This window comes from Paraburkholderia sp. BR10872 (assembly GCF_040965835.1).
Classification (GTDB): Bacteria; Pseudomonadota; Gammaproteobacteria; order Burkholderiales; family Burkholderiaceae; genus Paraburkholderia; species Paraburkholderia nodosa_A.
On record NZ_JBFRCN010000076.1, the window covers coordinates 16,579 to 30,378 of the forward strand.

The 13,800-nt window shown below is 59.5% G+C and carries 15 protein-coding genes and 1 pseudogene; 4 read left to right on the plus strand and 12 right to left on the minus strand.

Features of this window, described 5'->3' with window-relative positions; genetic code table 11:
• Positions 1–40: 40 nt before the first annotated feature.
• From AB4Y43_RS36660 to AB4Y43_RS36670, 3 genes are read right to left on the minus strand one after another with little or no spacing between them, the layout of a single operon-like run.
• Complete coding sequence (locus AB4Y43_RS36660) at positions 41–355, minus strand: hypothetical protein (RefSeq protein ID WP_368730017.1); 315 nt, start codon at positions 353–355, stop codon at positions 41–43.
• A complete protein-coding gene (locus AB4Y43_RS36665) occupies positions 342–1,715 on the minus strand; it encodes an acyclic terpene utilization AtuA family protein (RefSeq protein ID WP_368730018.1) in 1,374 nt (457 codons plus the stop codon). Before AB4Y43_RS36665 ends, AB4Y43_RS36660 begins: the two co-directional genes overlap by 14 nt.
• A gap of 18 nt (positions 1,716–1,733) precedes the next feature.
• On the minus strand, positions 1,734–3,038 hold the full coding sequence (locus AB4Y43_RS36670) for a CitMHS family transporter (RefSeq protein ID WP_368730019.1): 1,305 nt from the start codon (positions 3,036–3,038) through the stop codon (positions 1,734–1,736).
• Positions 3,039–3,136: 98 nt separating this feature from the next.
• Here AB4Y43_RS36670 and AB4Y43_RS36675 point away from each other — a divergent pair, with 98 nt between their 5' ends.
• On the plus strand, positions 3,137–4,033 hold the full coding sequence (locus AB4Y43_RS36675) for a LysR family transcriptional regulator (RefSeq protein ID WP_069269311.1): 897 nt from the start codon (positions 3,137–3,139) through the stop codon (positions 4,031–4,033).
• Between the two features lie 104 nt (positions 4,034–4,137).
• Here the strand turns inward: AB4Y43_RS36675 and AB4Y43_RS36680 are convergent, their stop codons facing one another.
• Positions 4,138–4,518 (minus strand): BON domain-containing protein, encoded by a 381-nt coding sequence (locus AB4Y43_RS36680; RefSeq protein ID WP_368730020.1) that lies wholly within the window; start codon positions 4,516–4,518, stop codon positions 4,138–4,140.
• Positions 4,519–4,986: 468 nt separating this feature from the next.
• Between AB4Y43_RS36680 and AB4Y43_RS36685 the strand changes: the two genes are divergently transcribed.
• Both AB4Y43_RS36685 and AB4Y43_RS36690 read left to right on the plus strand, forming a co-directional pair.
• The gene (locus AB4Y43_RS36685) at positions 4,987–5,535 is read left to right on the plus strand and encodes a carboxymuconolactone decarboxylase family protein (RefSeq protein ID WP_069269221.1); all 549 of its coding nucleotides are present in this window, start codon (positions 4,987–4,989) and stop codon (positions 5,533–5,535) included.
• Positions 5,536–6,219: 684 nt separating this feature from the next.
• Positions 6,220–6,399 (plus strand): hypothetical protein, encoded by a 180-nt coding sequence (locus AB4Y43_RS36690; protein WP_368730021.1) that lies wholly within the window; start codon positions 6,220–6,222, stop codon positions 6,397–6,399.
• A gap of 167 nt (positions 6,400–6,566) precedes the next feature.
• Here AB4Y43_RS36690 and AB4Y43_RS36695 read toward each other — a convergent pair whose 3' ends face one another.
• The 5 genes and pseudogenes from AB4Y43_RS36695 to AB4Y43_RS36715 all read right to left on the minus strand — a co-directional run bounded on the left by AB4Y43_RS36695 (position 6,567) and on the right by AB4Y43_RS36715 (position 10,632).
• Entirely contained in the window at positions 6,567–7,661 is a 1,095-nt protein-coding gene (locus AB4Y43_RS36695; protein ID WP_368730022.1) for a branched-chain amino acid aminotransferase, read from the minus strand.
• Between the two features lie 133 nt (positions 7,662–7,794).
• Positions 7,795–8,934, minus strand: a pseudogene (locus AB4Y43_RS36700) (2-isopropylmalate synthase); the annotation flags it as partial.
• Positions 8,935–9,562: 628 nt separating this feature from the next.
• The gene (locus AB4Y43_RS36705) at positions 9,563–9,802 is read right to left on the minus strand and encodes a hypothetical protein (RefSeq protein WP_368730023.1); all 240 of its coding nucleotides are present in this window, start codon (positions 9,800–9,802) and stop codon (positions 9,563–9,565) included.
• A 189-nt stretch (positions 9,803–9,991) separates the two neighbouring features.
• Positions 9,992–10,495 (minus strand): hypothetical protein, encoded by a 504-nt coding sequence (locus AB4Y43_RS36710; protein ID WP_368730024.1) that lies wholly within the window; start codon positions 10,493–10,495, stop codon positions 9,992–9,994.
• Between the two features lie 62 nt (positions 10,496–10,557).
• Positions 10,558–10,632 carry a hypothetical protein gene (locus AB4Y43_RS36715; protein ID WP_368730029.1) on the minus strand — a complete coding sequence of 25 codons (75 nt, stop codon included), beginning with the start codon at positions 10,630–10,632 and terminating at the stop codon, positions 10,558–10,560.
• Here AB4Y43_RS36715 and AB4Y43_RS36720 point away from each other — a divergent pair.
• Positions 10,625–10,843 (plus strand): hypothetical protein, encoded by a 219-nt coding sequence (locus AB4Y43_RS36720; RefSeq protein ID WP_342919595.1) that lies wholly within the window; start codon positions 10,625–10,627, stop codon positions 10,841–10,843. The two genes, AB4Y43_RS36715 and AB4Y43_RS36720, sit on opposite strands and share 8 nt — an antisense overlap.
• Here the strand turns inward: AB4Y43_RS36720 and AB4Y43_RS36725 are convergent.
• The 3 genes from AB4Y43_RS36725 to AB4Y43_RS36735 form a co-directional block, all read right to left on the minus strand.
• A complete protein-coding gene (locus AB4Y43_RS36725; protein WP_368730025.1) occupies positions 10,828–11,151 on the minus strand; it encodes a hypothetical protein in 324 nt (107 codons plus the stop codon). The genes AB4Y43_RS36720 and AB4Y43_RS36725 overlap by 16 nt on opposite strands.
• 7 nt (positions 11,152–11,158) lie before the next feature.
• The gene (locus AB4Y43_RS36730) at positions 11,159–12,421 is read right to left on the minus strand and encodes a hypothetical protein (protein WP_368730026.1); all 1,263 of its coding nucleotides are present in this window, start codon (positions 12,419–12,421) and stop codon (positions 11,159–11,161) included.
• Positions 12,422–12,646: 225 nt separating this feature from the next.
• Positions 12,647–13,270 (minus strand): hypothetical protein, encoded by a 624-nt coding sequence (locus tag AB4Y43_RS36735; protein WP_368730027.1) that lies wholly within the window; start codon positions 13,268–13,270, stop codon positions 12,647–12,649.
• Between the last annotated feature and the right edge of the window lie 530 nt (positions 13,271–13,800).

Consider the following 13,800-nt stretch of genomic DNA (forward strand, 5'->3'; position numbering starts at 1 on the left):
GTGTCACACGGCGCATTTCGGAAAGCGCGCCGCCATGCGCTCATTCAGGAAGGTCGTCAATTTCGAGATCGAGGAGCGCCATGCTCATCGACTTGCCGTGCGCATCCAGCGCCAGAGAACGCGTCACGCCCCCACCCAGCGCGTTGCCGAGCACGAAATTGAACGCATCGAGAAGCGGCAGTTCGTAGCGCACGACCTCGCCTTTGACGACGTCGGCGAGATGCGCCTTGACGCGCTCCGGCGTCAAGACGTTGCGCAGATGGGCGTAGTGCTTCGCGTCGTAGCAAATCACCGAAATATTCAGCGTGTTGCCTTTGTCGCCAGTGCGGCCATGGGCCAGTTCACGCAGTTTCATCGCTTGCCTCGACAAACTGGAATACCGGATTTACCTGTTCGCGTGGCAGCAAGACAGACTGCACGGCGAGCACCTCACGAGTCGATTTCGTGACGCCCCCGCCGCCCGCAGGTCCGTTGGTGTAGAGCGTCTCGAGCTCGTTGCCGATGCGCGCCGCTTCCTTTGCGTTCGCCGCGCGCCCTGCCACGCGAACGCGCACTTCGTACGGCGCGTCGTGACGTGCCGCGAGGGCGTCGCCATAGAGCGCATTCACGCCGATCAGGTCAAAACGCAGTTCGCTCGTGTCGACGCCCGTGGTCGCGAGGCGCTCCCGCACGATGTCGAGCGCTAGTCGCGCACGTTCAACCGCGCCCGGTCCGCCGTAGGAAATCTGCCCCTCTCCGATATAGCCATCGACATACGCGACCGATACCTTCAGTGTCCCCGTGCGTGTACTGCCGCGTCCGCCCGTCACGCGCACGCGGTCTTGCGCCTCTTCCACGACACGCACCCCGCTGAAGTCAGCAACGACATCGGGCTGAAAGTAGCGTTGCGGATCGTGAATCTCGTAGAGCAACTGCTCCTTGCATGTGGCCTCGGTCACGCGGCCGCCCGCATGCGGCACCTTCGTCACGACGACGCTGCCATCGGCGCTCACTTCGCCGATCGGAAAACCTAGCCGCGCGAGATCCGGCACGTCCTTGAAACCCGGATCGGCGAAATAGCCGCCTGTCACCTGTCCCGCGCATTCGAGCAAATGACCGACCACGGTCGCCTGCCCGAGCGTATTCCAGTCGTCCATGCGCCAGCCGAACTCGTGAATGAGCGGCGCGGCGAACAACGACGGGTCCGCGACGCGACCCGTGAGCACGATATCCGCGCCCGCCGCGAGCGCCTCCACAATCGGCGCTGCGCCGAGATACGCATTTGCCGAAACGATGCGGTCCGTGTAGGCGCCGACATCGTCGCCGGACTCTTCGAAGCGCAGTTGGGAACGCAGGACGACATCGAGCACATCGTCACCGGTAACTGCGGCAATCTTCAGTCCGCTGAGTCCAAGTTCCTGCGCAATCCGCGCCGTCTTGATCGCCGCCGCGCGTGCATTGGCCGCGCCCATGTTCGAAATGATCCGTACGCGGTTGCGCACGGCGACCGGCAGTACGGCGCGCATGCGGGCTTCGAGCAGCGGATCGTAGCCGAGAGCGGCATCGTGACGGCGCGTTTGTTGGGCGATCGCGACCGTGCGTTCCGCGAGGCATTCGAACACGAGGTAGTCCAGCGCGCCATGCTCGGCGAGTTCGACAGCGGGTTCGATGCGGTCGCCCGAGTAGCCTGCACCCGCGCCTATCCGTACGCGCCTTGGTGATTCGGTCCGGTTCATGATTTCTGCCACTCCTCTTTACAGCGGAAACACGCCCAGCACGACGCACGCGATCGTCATGACGATCGACGCGCCGAACAGCAGCGGAAACGTGAACTTCTGATGATCCGCGAGATCGATTCCACACAGGCCGACGACGAGAAACGTCGCGGGCGTGAGCGGGCTCACGGGAAAACCGGTGGTCATCTGGCCGAGCAGCGCGGCCTGCCCGATGTGCACCGCCGGCACGCCGAGCTGCGACGCCACTTCGGCGATCACCGGCAGCACGCCGAAATAAAACGAATCGGGGTCGAAGAGCATCGAGAGCGGCATCGACAGCACGCCGAGCACGACCGGAATGTGCCCCGCAAACGCAGGCGGCACGAAACCGACCGCGGCCTGCGCCATCGCCTTGAGCATGCCGCTGCCCTGCATGATGCCGGTGAACACGCCCGCTGCGAGCAGAATGCCCGCCATCATCAGCGCGGCGCGCGCGTGGGCGTCGATGCGCTTGCGCTGCATGTCGACGTTCGGGTAATTCACCATCAGCGCGATGCACAAGCCCACCATGAACATGATCGCGGGCGGAATTTTCTCGCCCATCACGACCATCGTGCCGAGCACGACGATCGTCAGCACGATGTTGAACCAGAAGTGCTTCGGGCGGCGCAGCGCCTGTTCCTCGGGTGTGAGCTCGCGTTTGGGTAGCGGAACTGTGCCGCTGGCGGAAGAATAGCCGAGGCGCTTTTCCTCGCGCCGGCCGAGCCACCAGGCCATGCTGAACACGAACACGAGGCCGATCGCCTGGACCGGAATCAACGGATTGAAAAGCGCAGAAATCGGCAGATGCAGCGACGCCGATGCGCGGATCATCGGCCCCGTCCACGGCAGGAAGTTGATGCCGGCCGCCATCGAAACGGCCGCCGCGAGCACGCGCTTGTCCATGTTCAGGCGCTCGTATAGCGGCAGCATGGCGGGGATGGTGACGAGAAAGCAGACCGCGCCCGAGCCGTCGAGGTGAATGAGCAGCGCGAGCAGCGTCGTGCCCACCACGATACGCGTCGGTTTGGTGCCGACTGTGCGCAGGATGCGGTCGATGATCGGATCGAGCGTGCCCGCATCCGTGATCGTGCCGAAATAGAGAATCGCGAACACGAACATGCCGACGACCGGCGCGAGGCCTTTCAATCCGTCGATGACGAACTTGCTCGTCTGAAAGCCGAATCCGCCGATCAGCGACGCGACGAGCGGCACGATGATGAGCGCGACGAGCGGCGACATACGTTTTGAAAGAATCGCGGCCAGCAGCACCACGATCGTCACGAGCCCCAGCAAAGGCAGCATGTTGTGTCTCCAGTCTTGTCTTTTAGTGCGGACCAGCGTAAGTTCGGCGCTTCAATAACGCAATTGAAATGAATTGATCGTAGCAATCACAGTTCGTTATGGATCTCAATCTACGCGACATTCGTGCTTTCGTGACCGTGGCGCACGCGGGCAACTTCACGCGCGCGGCGGCGCGGCTGCATTTGTCGCAGCCCGCGCTGACCGTGCAGATTCGACGCCTCGAGGAAACGGTGGGTGCGCGTTTGTTCGATCGCAACAGCCGCAGCGTTGCGCTGACCCAGACGGGCCGCGAATTGCTGCCTATCCTGACGCGATCGCTAAGCGATATGGAGCAGGCTCTTAGAGATGCGCGCGCGCTCGGCGACGGGTCGAGCGGCACGGTGCGACTCGCGTGCCTGCCGACCTTCGCCGCCAGCGCGCTGCCCGAGTTGATCCGGGCGTTTCGCCAGCGCGTGCCACAGGCGCGGTTTCAGGTTCGCGATGTCGTCGCGAGCGCTGTCAACGCGCTCGTGCGCAATGAAGAGGTGGATATCGGTCTGACGGGCGGGCACAGCGTCGATGCGACGCTCGATGTCCTGCAGACGGGCGAAGACCGGCTGGTGATCGTGTGCCCGAAGACCCACCCGCTAGCCCGCAAGCGCAAGGTGACGGTCGACGACTTCGCTTCGATGCCGCTCGTGCTGACCGCGCCGGGAACGAGTGTGCGCGCTGTCGTAGACGCCGCGCTGGCGAACGCCCGTTGCACGCCCGATATCGCGTGCGAGCCGATGTACATGATGACCGCCGTTGCGATGGTGCGCGGCGGCCTCGGGATCTCGGTCCTTCCGGAGTCCGCGCGCGAAGTGCACGCGGAGCGAGGTCTCGTTATGCGGCCGATCGATGATCCGGCATTCGTGCGCCCGATTGCGCTTGTCAAGAAACGTGGACGGACGCTGCCTCGTGTGACGGAGGATTTTGTCGATACGGTCGATCTTGGGGGCAAGGCGGCGGGGTAACGCGGCCTACACGTAGCGGTCGGCCCTCTGCACTGTCGTTCCGAAAATGGCGAGCAGTCATTCGCGCTTGTCTGGTATGGGTGTGCCGTCCCAATCGGTGCGGCTCAACGACCGCCGCCGCGCCCCGTTCGTACCGTTAAACGATTCGAAACCGCTCTGACGCCGCGAACTGATCTTGCCGCGATACTGGCCCGCTCGATCTGCGAGCGCTGTGGTACCCACCCAGTCAGCGTAACGATGCCACCGCGCACCTGTACGTGAATATTCATCGAGTTCACCCCAGGATTGCGCACGAGGGCCCGACGGACGTCGCCAGCCAGCATGGCATCGGACCTCCGTCGCGGCGCGGACGTCGCAACCGCCGCCGTTTGCGCGGACGTGACAGTTGGACTTACGCTTGTTTGTGCGCTGGCACGGGGCACGCCGCCCGCGATGGCAAATGCCAGCGTGACACAAACGACTTGTCCTCCAAGGCGACTTCCCATGCTCCCCCCAGTGTCGACTTACGAACGGCACCTCGCGACGAATGTTCTCGCGCGAGCCCAACAGCGTGCGCAACGCCAGGACGGACACCCGGCGTGCTCATACGTGAATGTCGTCACTGCTCAATATAGCTTCTCGTCGCACACACGAGCGGCCGTGCGCCAGCAGGCGTACCGCAGGGAAGATTACCTGCGACGTAATTGCTCGAAATCGTCGCGAATCGATCATTTCCGCTGTCCGGTCGAGCGCGATTGCACATCGATCGCAACGGACCGTTTGTTCTCATACATACGGAAAGACCATGAGGGGTGGATTGCTCCGCGATTGGCGAGAGGTGCGAGGCACGCGTCCCGTGACTGATTCGCTTCGCTGATTACCAGCGATGTAATTGGCGAGGCTCGTTTCTCTCACTAATCTGTGCTTGTCGCCTGATCGATATCAGCGATACCTTCGACTTTCAAGGAAATACCGTGGCTCACTTCCCCATCTATACGCTCGAATCCGCACCTGAACAATCGAAGCCCGCGCTGAACGGGCTTGCCCAGGCCTTCGGCATGGTGCCAAATATCGCTGGCGCAATTGCCGGCTCGCCGAAGCTGATCAATGGCCTCGTCGGCCTGTTTCAGCAGGCGCATGGCGGCAACTTTTCCGAAGCACACGTCCAGACGCTGCTGCTCACCAATGCGGTGACCAATGGCGCCACCTGGCCGGTCGCATTCCATTCATGCCTCAGTCTCAAGGAAGGCCTGAGCGAGGCCGACGTGCAGGCGATCCGCGAACGCCGCCTTCCGCAGGACCCGAAACTCGCGGCGCTCTCGCGTCTGGCACGCACGCTGATCGAAAAGCGCGGCCACGTCGACGATCACGACATCGCTGCGTTCACCGAAGCTGGCTTCGATCAGGCACTCGTGCTCGACGTCATCCTCGTGGTCGCCGCCTCGACGATCACGAACTACACCGCGAGCGTCACCCAGCCGCCCCTCGAAGAAATGTTCCAGCCCTACGCGTGGAAGGCGTGAAGCGAGTTTGAGCGGCGGGAGCACCACCCAAACCCGCCGCCGCAGAATGCCTCGTTCGAGCCCTTTCCCCGTCGGGAAAGGGTCTTCGATCCGGTTCCTCTAAACCAGGGTATCGACCGCCCAACCAGTTGCGCAGGCTCCTGGCACGTTGGTTGAAGACCGCGTGCGAATCGCAGGCGCGCACCCTATGCTTACACCCATGTCACAAAACGTTTTATTCGCACTCTTAATCATATATGGTTTTCCAGGGAGTTCGGCATCAAAACGCGCGCAGTTCGAGTCGCGGTCTCTTTCGCGATCCTGCAGCGGCGATCGTTGAAGGGCAGAGGCCAGTCATGAAGGACGTGAGCGCACCCACGGCAGCTTCGTTTCCCTACACACTCCTCGTTTCGTGCAATCGTGGCTGACTGAAAAAAACCGTATCGCGCGCCCGCCTCATCGAAGCGCCTCGATTACCCGTGAGGTAATTGAATTGCAGTCGCACGATCAATATGATTCGCTTACGTTCTCGGGAAGAGGAAAAGGAACAGTGCACCAGCCAGACAGGACGATCGGTCGATCATGGAAAGACGAAATCAGGTATGCGAAACATTTCAGCGAATCAGCGACAAAGTCGCCTTCGACATCAAGTGGGAAGGCGTTGCGCGGGTTGTCCGACCGTGGTCTATACGTTGGAGAATTCAAATGGATGAATTTCGTGACAAGGGGCTCTCTCATCCCCTGGTAGCAGGAGCCGCGATCTATCTCACCGAGGTCATGACGAGTGTCGACTCGAGTGTCGGTCGCGCATTGATCGTTGTGGCCGGCGGGCTAGCGCTTCAGCTCTATCGCAAGTTCGCGCGATGCAATTGCCGCGTCGAGTAACTCCGCACCGGCTCAGCGCGGCGAGACGACAATTGCGACCCGGCGGTTTTGTGCTCGCGCGATCGATCGTCGATGTTAAGTGGATTGGATGGATCCTGTCGTCGGCAAATGCGTCAAGCGGCGAGTGATGGTTTGTATGCCTGCACACGGATTCCAGGAAAAATCGCTTAAGACGCCTTGTGGATCCAGCCGAATGGATCTGCAATCTTGCCGCGCTGAATACCGGTGAGCGTAGTGCGAATTCGTTGTGTGACAGGTCCTTCGCCACCATCACCGATCCTGAATTCGCCCGCAGCGTGACGAACCTCCCCGATGGCCGTCACGACCGCCGCCGTACCGCAGGCGAAGGCCTCCTTGACGCGACCGCTGATCGCATCGGCTTGCCACGATGCGAATGCATAAGGCTCTTCGGAAACTGTGATGCCCTCCCGTTTGGCCAGCTCAATAATGGAAGCACGCGTAATACCGGGCAAGATGGTGCCCGAGAGCGGAGGTGTACGCAGGGTGCCGTCGTCCATCACGAAGAACACGTTCATGCCGCCCAGCTCTTCAATCCATTTGTGTTCCGCAGCGTCAAGGAACACGACCTGGTCGCAGCCTTTCGCGGCCGCCTCGGTTTGCGCAATCAGGCTGGCGGCATAATTTCCGCCGCACTTGGCCGCGCCTGTTCCACCTGGTGCCGCGCGGGTATATTGGTCGGAGACCCAAACAGTGACCGCCGTCTTGCCCGCCTTGAAATACGGCCCAACGGGCGAAGCGATAACACAGAACAGATACTCGTTGGCGGCGCGCACCCCGAGAAAACTCTCCGTTGCAAACATGAAAGGCCGCAGGTACAAACTGCCATCGCCGCCAGGAACCCAGTCCCGATCGATCTTCACGAGTGCATCCACTGCGCCGACAAAGAGTGCTTCGGGGAGTTCTGCCATGGACATGCGCGCTGCCGACGCGCGAAACCGCCTGGCATTCCCGTAAGGCCTGAAAAGCGAGATCGAGCCGTCGTCGCCGCGATAGGCTTTCATGCCTTCAAAAATCTCCTGCGCGTAGTGCAGGACAGCGCAGGCGGGGTCAATCTGAAACGGCCGACGCGGCTCAACTTTCGCGTCGTGCCAACCAAGGGCACTTGTCCATCGGACAGTCGCCATGTGATCGGTGAACACGCGACCAAATACCGGGTTGGCAATGCTCGCGGTGATCTCATCGTGTGGGGTCGGTGTCGTGCTGGGCGAAATAACAAACTGGGCAGTCGTTTCAGTATTCATGGTTTCTTCGAGCTATGACGAAAATAACGCGGTCGCAGGGTTCCTGCTGTCCGGCGGTCTGGGATGTGAAAGCCTTGGTCGCCGACCGTTATGAATGCGCGCTGCCGGAATTCACGCCCTCGCCCTGACGTGCCAGGGCAACCAGCGCGCCATCGGAAACGATGGCCTCACGATCGGCGAGAGCCTTGAAGCGCGCGAACGCTGCATTCAATTCTGCATCGCTATCCATCATGACACCAAGCTCACGCAGGCGCTGTTTGAAGGCAGTTCGACCGGAAAGCTTCCCGAGCACGATCCTGTTTGCGCTCCAGCCTACATCTTCCGCGCGCATGATTTCGTAAGTATCGCGCGCTTTGAGCACACCGTCCTGGTGGATGCCTGACGCATGAGCGAACGCGTTAGCGCCGACTACCGCCTTGTTGGGCTGCACCGCAAATCCGGTAATTTCCGAGACCAACTGTGAAGCCGTGACAATCTGGCTCGTATCGACGCGCACGTCGAGGTCGAAGTGATCTCTCCGGGTCTTGACCGCCATGACGACTTCCTCGAGCGCCGTATTCCCTGCCCGTTCGCCAAGTCCGTTGATCGTGCACTCGATCTGCCTTGCGCCGCCCGATTTGACCGCGGCTAGTGAGTTCGCCACCGCGAGGCCAAGATCATCATGACAGTGCACCGAAAAAACCGCCCGGTCTGAATTTGGAATGCGCTCGCGTAGTTCGCGGATCAGTGCCGCATAACCTTCCGGCATGGCATAGCCAACGGTATCGGGTACGTTGATCGTAGTTGCGCCTTCGGCAATCACACCCTCCAGCACCCGGCACAGAAAGTCCATATCTGAGCGACTGGCGTCTTCCGGCGAGAACTCGACGTCATCGGTGAAACTGCGCGCCTGACGTACTGCGCGACGCGCCTGCTCGTACACCTGGTCGGGCGACATACGGAGTTTTTTCTCCATATGCAGCGGCGATGTCGCGAGAAAGGTATGAATGCGAAAACGTCTGGCTGGCCGCAGCGCTTCGGCCGCACGTGAAATGTCACGCTCGTTCGCGCGTGCGAGAGAACAGATCATGCTGTCTTTCACTTCGCTTGCGATTGCGCGCACTGCCTCGAAATCGCCATCAGAACTCGCTGCGAAGCCCGCCTCGATCACGTCGACCCGCATACGTTCGAGTTGCCTCGCGATGCGGAGTTTTTCTTCTTTTGTCATCGACGCACCCGGCGACTGCTCTCCGTCCCGCAAGGTGGTATCGAAAATGATGAGTTGTTCTGCCATGCCAGTCTCCTGTAGGGATCGGCAACTGCATTGATCAGGGAATGGGGGGTAACCTTTCCCGCTTGCCGACGCTGGATCACAGCGCCCGACCGTTCGCGATTATAGCCAACGATATTTCAGGTGAACCTGGGGTCAACCCGCAACTTCAAAAGCCCGGTGGCGAGCTAATGGGCGGACCGGATGGGGACCTGCAGCACGACCGTCGCGTCGGGAAGCGGATGTGCGGGGCGAGATTGGGAAGCAACCCACGAGCGAGGCGAACTGTTCGCCTCGCGGACTTCATCCACGCGCTCGTGGCACGACGCCTTGTCCATTTAGATAAGTCTTCTTATCACAAGGCGTCTGTTATCAATTAAACTAAGTGATTTCAAAAATCGCCGGATGCGGTCCCGCGCCCCGCCCTCCGCCAAACCCGGTCGGCTTGCCCGGTGCCGGTGAACCCGCAATCCTCAACGCCAGCGGGACGAAAGCGCAGTTCCTGAGCTTCGCGTCAGTCCAGGCGTTTGCATCTGTCGACCCTCCGCGTTCGCCCAAGTCACTCGCGACGGCGCTAGAGCCGATATAAATGGCGGTTCGAGGCGGCGGCCGTGAAGATCGGCCTGAAGCCACGAGGCGTAGAATACGCCCTTCATTCAACGCATCCGGACCTGTGCGCGTCGCCACGAATACCCTCGCCAGTTCTGTTGATCTTGCGGAGCGCCGTGCCGACGTGACGCGTCAGCATGTCTTCGATGTGGCATTCATTCCTGATCTGTTCGACTACGCCAGCGCCCGGAGCATAGGTCACCGGAGTTTCCAGCAGAACCTGACCGGCGGCAAAGGCGGAGGTCGTCGAGAGGCAAAGTACGGCGAGAAAAAGTCTTTTCATAGCGTGCTACTTTCTAGCGTTGTGGTTTGGTAGAGCCGTTAGCCCGCGTGAACATCTAACATCCATCGGTCGCCTTCCCTTGTCAGGTCTTCATCAGGTGTGTAGCGCGGGCAAAACGTGTATCGCTAATGTGCCCGGTCCTGGCTAAGTTTTGCCTGTTGGACTGTCCGCCGGGATGATTCGGTGATCTCAACGGAATTTGATGCATGTGATGGCGGTCTGACTGGGTCGAAGTTCCTTGACCTTGACCGGCTTCATCGGCTCACCCTCAGAATCGACCTCCACGACGTCGACGACACATTGCCGGTCGTGCACATGCATCATCGACTGGAAGAAGGACATATCCGCATCGGCGGGCTTGTGCCCCTCCCAGGCGACCAGGCGATAACGTCCGTCTTTCTGCGGCGTGAACGACGCGGGCAACATGCATACGTTTTCCTCGTAGGAGATCACGAGCGGTCTATCGGGAACGACTTTGACCGGCATCGCCCCCGGACTACCATCGACATAGGTTTTGCCCGTGTAGCAGCCTTTTTCGTTTAGCGTCAGGAGATAGACGGCCTTGCCCTGGATCTGTAGTTGTGCTGAGGGCTCCGAGTCCTTCGGGAAAGGATAAGGATGGCCTACGGTGGTGCAGCCTGCGAGAAATGCGAGAGTGAGAAACGGCGCAAATTTCTTTTGGATCGATTTCATCGTTCTTTCGTAATCGCGCAATAGACCAGGTGGCCTGCGCAAGGTGAGCGGCCGTGCGTTAGTCAGACTAGGCCACGCCGCGGCAACAGGGCGTCGCAATCATCGGCACTGTGTGCGAGCGGGAGTGCCTTGAACAACGCGACCGGAAAGGCGCGCGGTTCGACGCTGTTCTCCTGGCAGGTTTGGATAGCGAATACAGGCTGGCTGCGGCATTCGCTCCAGCGCATCGTCATAGCTCGTCACTCCCGCATCCGCGAGTTGCTTAGCCTTCGCCTTGATCCCGTCGATTTCTGCCTGGCGCAACTGCCGGTTTTACAGATCTTGTTCATCTTCTACCGAATGCCGTGACGACGTCGATACGCTTCAAAGTCCGCCTCGTCCCTCAGACTAAGGAGATTGATCAAGATAGACATGCCAGATACCAGCTTCGGGGAATTGCTCCACAAGTCCCACGGCCCCTCTGGGGAAAAATAGTGCCAATAGCCAACAAGTGCATCACTTGGCGCAGTGATTTCCCCCGTCCTTATCGCGGAGATAATGGGCATGAGATGATCTTCATATAGGTGGCGTATGTCTTCACTACGGCCGCTAGCTTCATCAAAAAGAAGCTCGACATTTTCTGCACTCGCAATCAGTGCTTTGACAAATTCGCTCATGGTAACTTTACCGAATGACGCCGCCGAGCATCGGCTTGGGCGATGTGAAACTCCCTAGATCAGGAACGATGTACTGCAGGAGCCCTCCGCTAGCGCTATATTGACCTTGATTTACTGGTGCAATCGTGCTCTGGTAAACACTTACAATTCTTCCAGGCTGCGGTTGAATTGAGAAGGCCTGGAACCCCTTGAACCCACCATTCGCAAAGCTCGAGGCGGGCAAGCCTAGCGCGTCGGCCACGCTCGTAGCACTCGCATTCTGCCCAATAAGCGAATCATACTGGGCACGAGACATATAAAATGAACTTACTCCCGCACTATCGCCGACAGGAACCAAGCGCACCAACTCATCACTCGTACCAAGCTGGACGACTTTAGGGATATCAACCCCTGACCTTACGGCGTTGCCCGTGAACGTTTCCGCGAGTTGCGTATTGCCACCAAGTGCCCGGACGTAATCGTTATAAATTGACTGAACGACACGGTTAGTATCAATCATGCTGGACGTGAACTGCACACCTTGCGGCGTGAATGCCGATGTAGTGTACGTGTCCCGCGAGGCCGTATTTAGTAAGGCAGCTTGCGCGGTGGCTTGGTTGGCAATTGATCCAACCGTAGCGGCACCCCCGATCCCCAAAGCCGTTTCGAGCAACCCTGCAGCGGCGGGCGACATTCCCAAGCTCGTAAGAGCCTGATTCAGGTAAGTTGATTCCGGTTGTCCGGATACGACCTGCTTCGAGCCAGCAATGAGGGCGTCAACGCTCGTTCCGGCCACCACAGCATTTGCCACGCAGCCGCCCCCTGTTGCACAGGTCACTCGAGCACTCGTAATCGCGCCGCCAAGACCCACAGCACCCAACACCGCTTCGGCCGCGCCCGCTCCCCGCGTCGTCAACTGATATGTATTGTTGAACTGCTTCGCGGCGTCCAAATTTGCATCACTGAATGGGCCGCCAGTCGTGTAGCCGAACATGCCCGTCTGCTGCGACAACAGGTTACGCTCCCCGGCCAGAGCATCGCTCGCTCCAAAATCAGCGATCTGCTTCAACAGTTGGTATGCAGCGCTTCCTTCAGGGTATTCGGCATAACAATGCGTCATTGCACATGCCGCGGCCGTCAGCCTTGCCTCCTTGGCCGCATCTCCACCAGCAAGGTCATGGATCTTCTGCTTTTCCTCCGGGTGCAACTGCCGGTTGTACAGGTTCGCTGACCCCGAATCTCCGACCATGTTAGTCCTTGAACCAGGGTCCGAACTTTGATGGTTCGTCACTTAACATACCAGCTTTTCGCAATCGAGCAGGCAACTTCCTGACCCAATAGATCACAAGCGCCAGACACACAGGACAAAACACAAACAGCATCGCCGGCTTCTCGTCCAGATTGAACGCATAACGGCAGAGTCCAGTAACAAGCATCGCGAGAATGATTCCGGCACCTATGGCCGAGCCCCAGACCACGCAGATAGTTTGCACGAGAGCATATAGACGCTTCCAGTTCATTTTTGCTGCCCTGCATTACGTGCGTCGTTCACTACCTTTGCCCCCTTCGTGCCCACGTTTATCGTCTGAATTGCCGCGTTCACGTCGCCAGGAATAAGCGAATTGATGATTGGAATCGTAGCGGTGCTGCCAAACTTCGGAACGGTCACGTCGAAGATACTAGTCGGACGGTTAAGCCCATCGGACCAGCCCATTTTTAGTGGAACCGGAGCCGCCAATGATGCTATCCCTACACCGAGCGACGCCACATCGTAAAGCGTCGTCCCCCATGTCGGTGACGCATAAGTAAATGCAGCCAATAGAGGATTCGTTCCTGGATCAGGTATGCCATTATATCGGTTGTACAACCCGCTCATCCCCGTGGCAACATCGTTGGTTCCCGATACAATCATTGCGCTGCCAACACCACACGCTATGCCGGTAGCGCAATATCTCACTCCAGTTGTGGCAACTGCCGTCCCTAGGGCCGCCTTCAGCGCATCCTTTGCCGTACCCAGCGGATCGCTCTGCACCATGTCTGCAATCTTCTGCGTCGGCGTGTAGTTAAACAGCCCGGCCTCCTTCTGGTTGTTCACCCATTGCAGCTCAGGCCCGAGCTGCGATGCCTCAAGTTGGCTCACGTAGGTCGCGTTGTACTCTGCGCTGCCCTGCGCATACTCGGCCCAACACTTCACCGCATAGCACGCGGCATCAGTCAGCTTCTTCTCTTCGGCGGCGTCGCCATTAGCCTGCTGCGCGATCTTTGCCTTTTCGTCAGGATGAAGCTGCCGGTTGTACAGGTCAGGACTCCCTCACCGTTTCGGCGACAAGACGCTTCAATCATTGGTCATCCCAGCGATGAGGCCGCCGGAATCTTGTTTCCAGTCCAAACATTTGGCAAAGATGTATATAGCCACCAATTAATATCACCGGAACACCGATTAGGAACAACGCACTACCCAATCCCCGAAGACCGACTGCAAATACGATTCCTCCAGTTAGCGCCAACGGAAACGCCCATGATGCGATTTTAACCCCCCTGTATAGAGGTGGCGTCGCTTGTTCGGACAGGGTCCCGAGATTTTAAGTGGAGCGTCCGGGGCGATCATGCTGCCGATTTGATCGCTGGCAGCGTCGCGAAGTATGCCTCATCGGGCGTCTGATCCGCCAG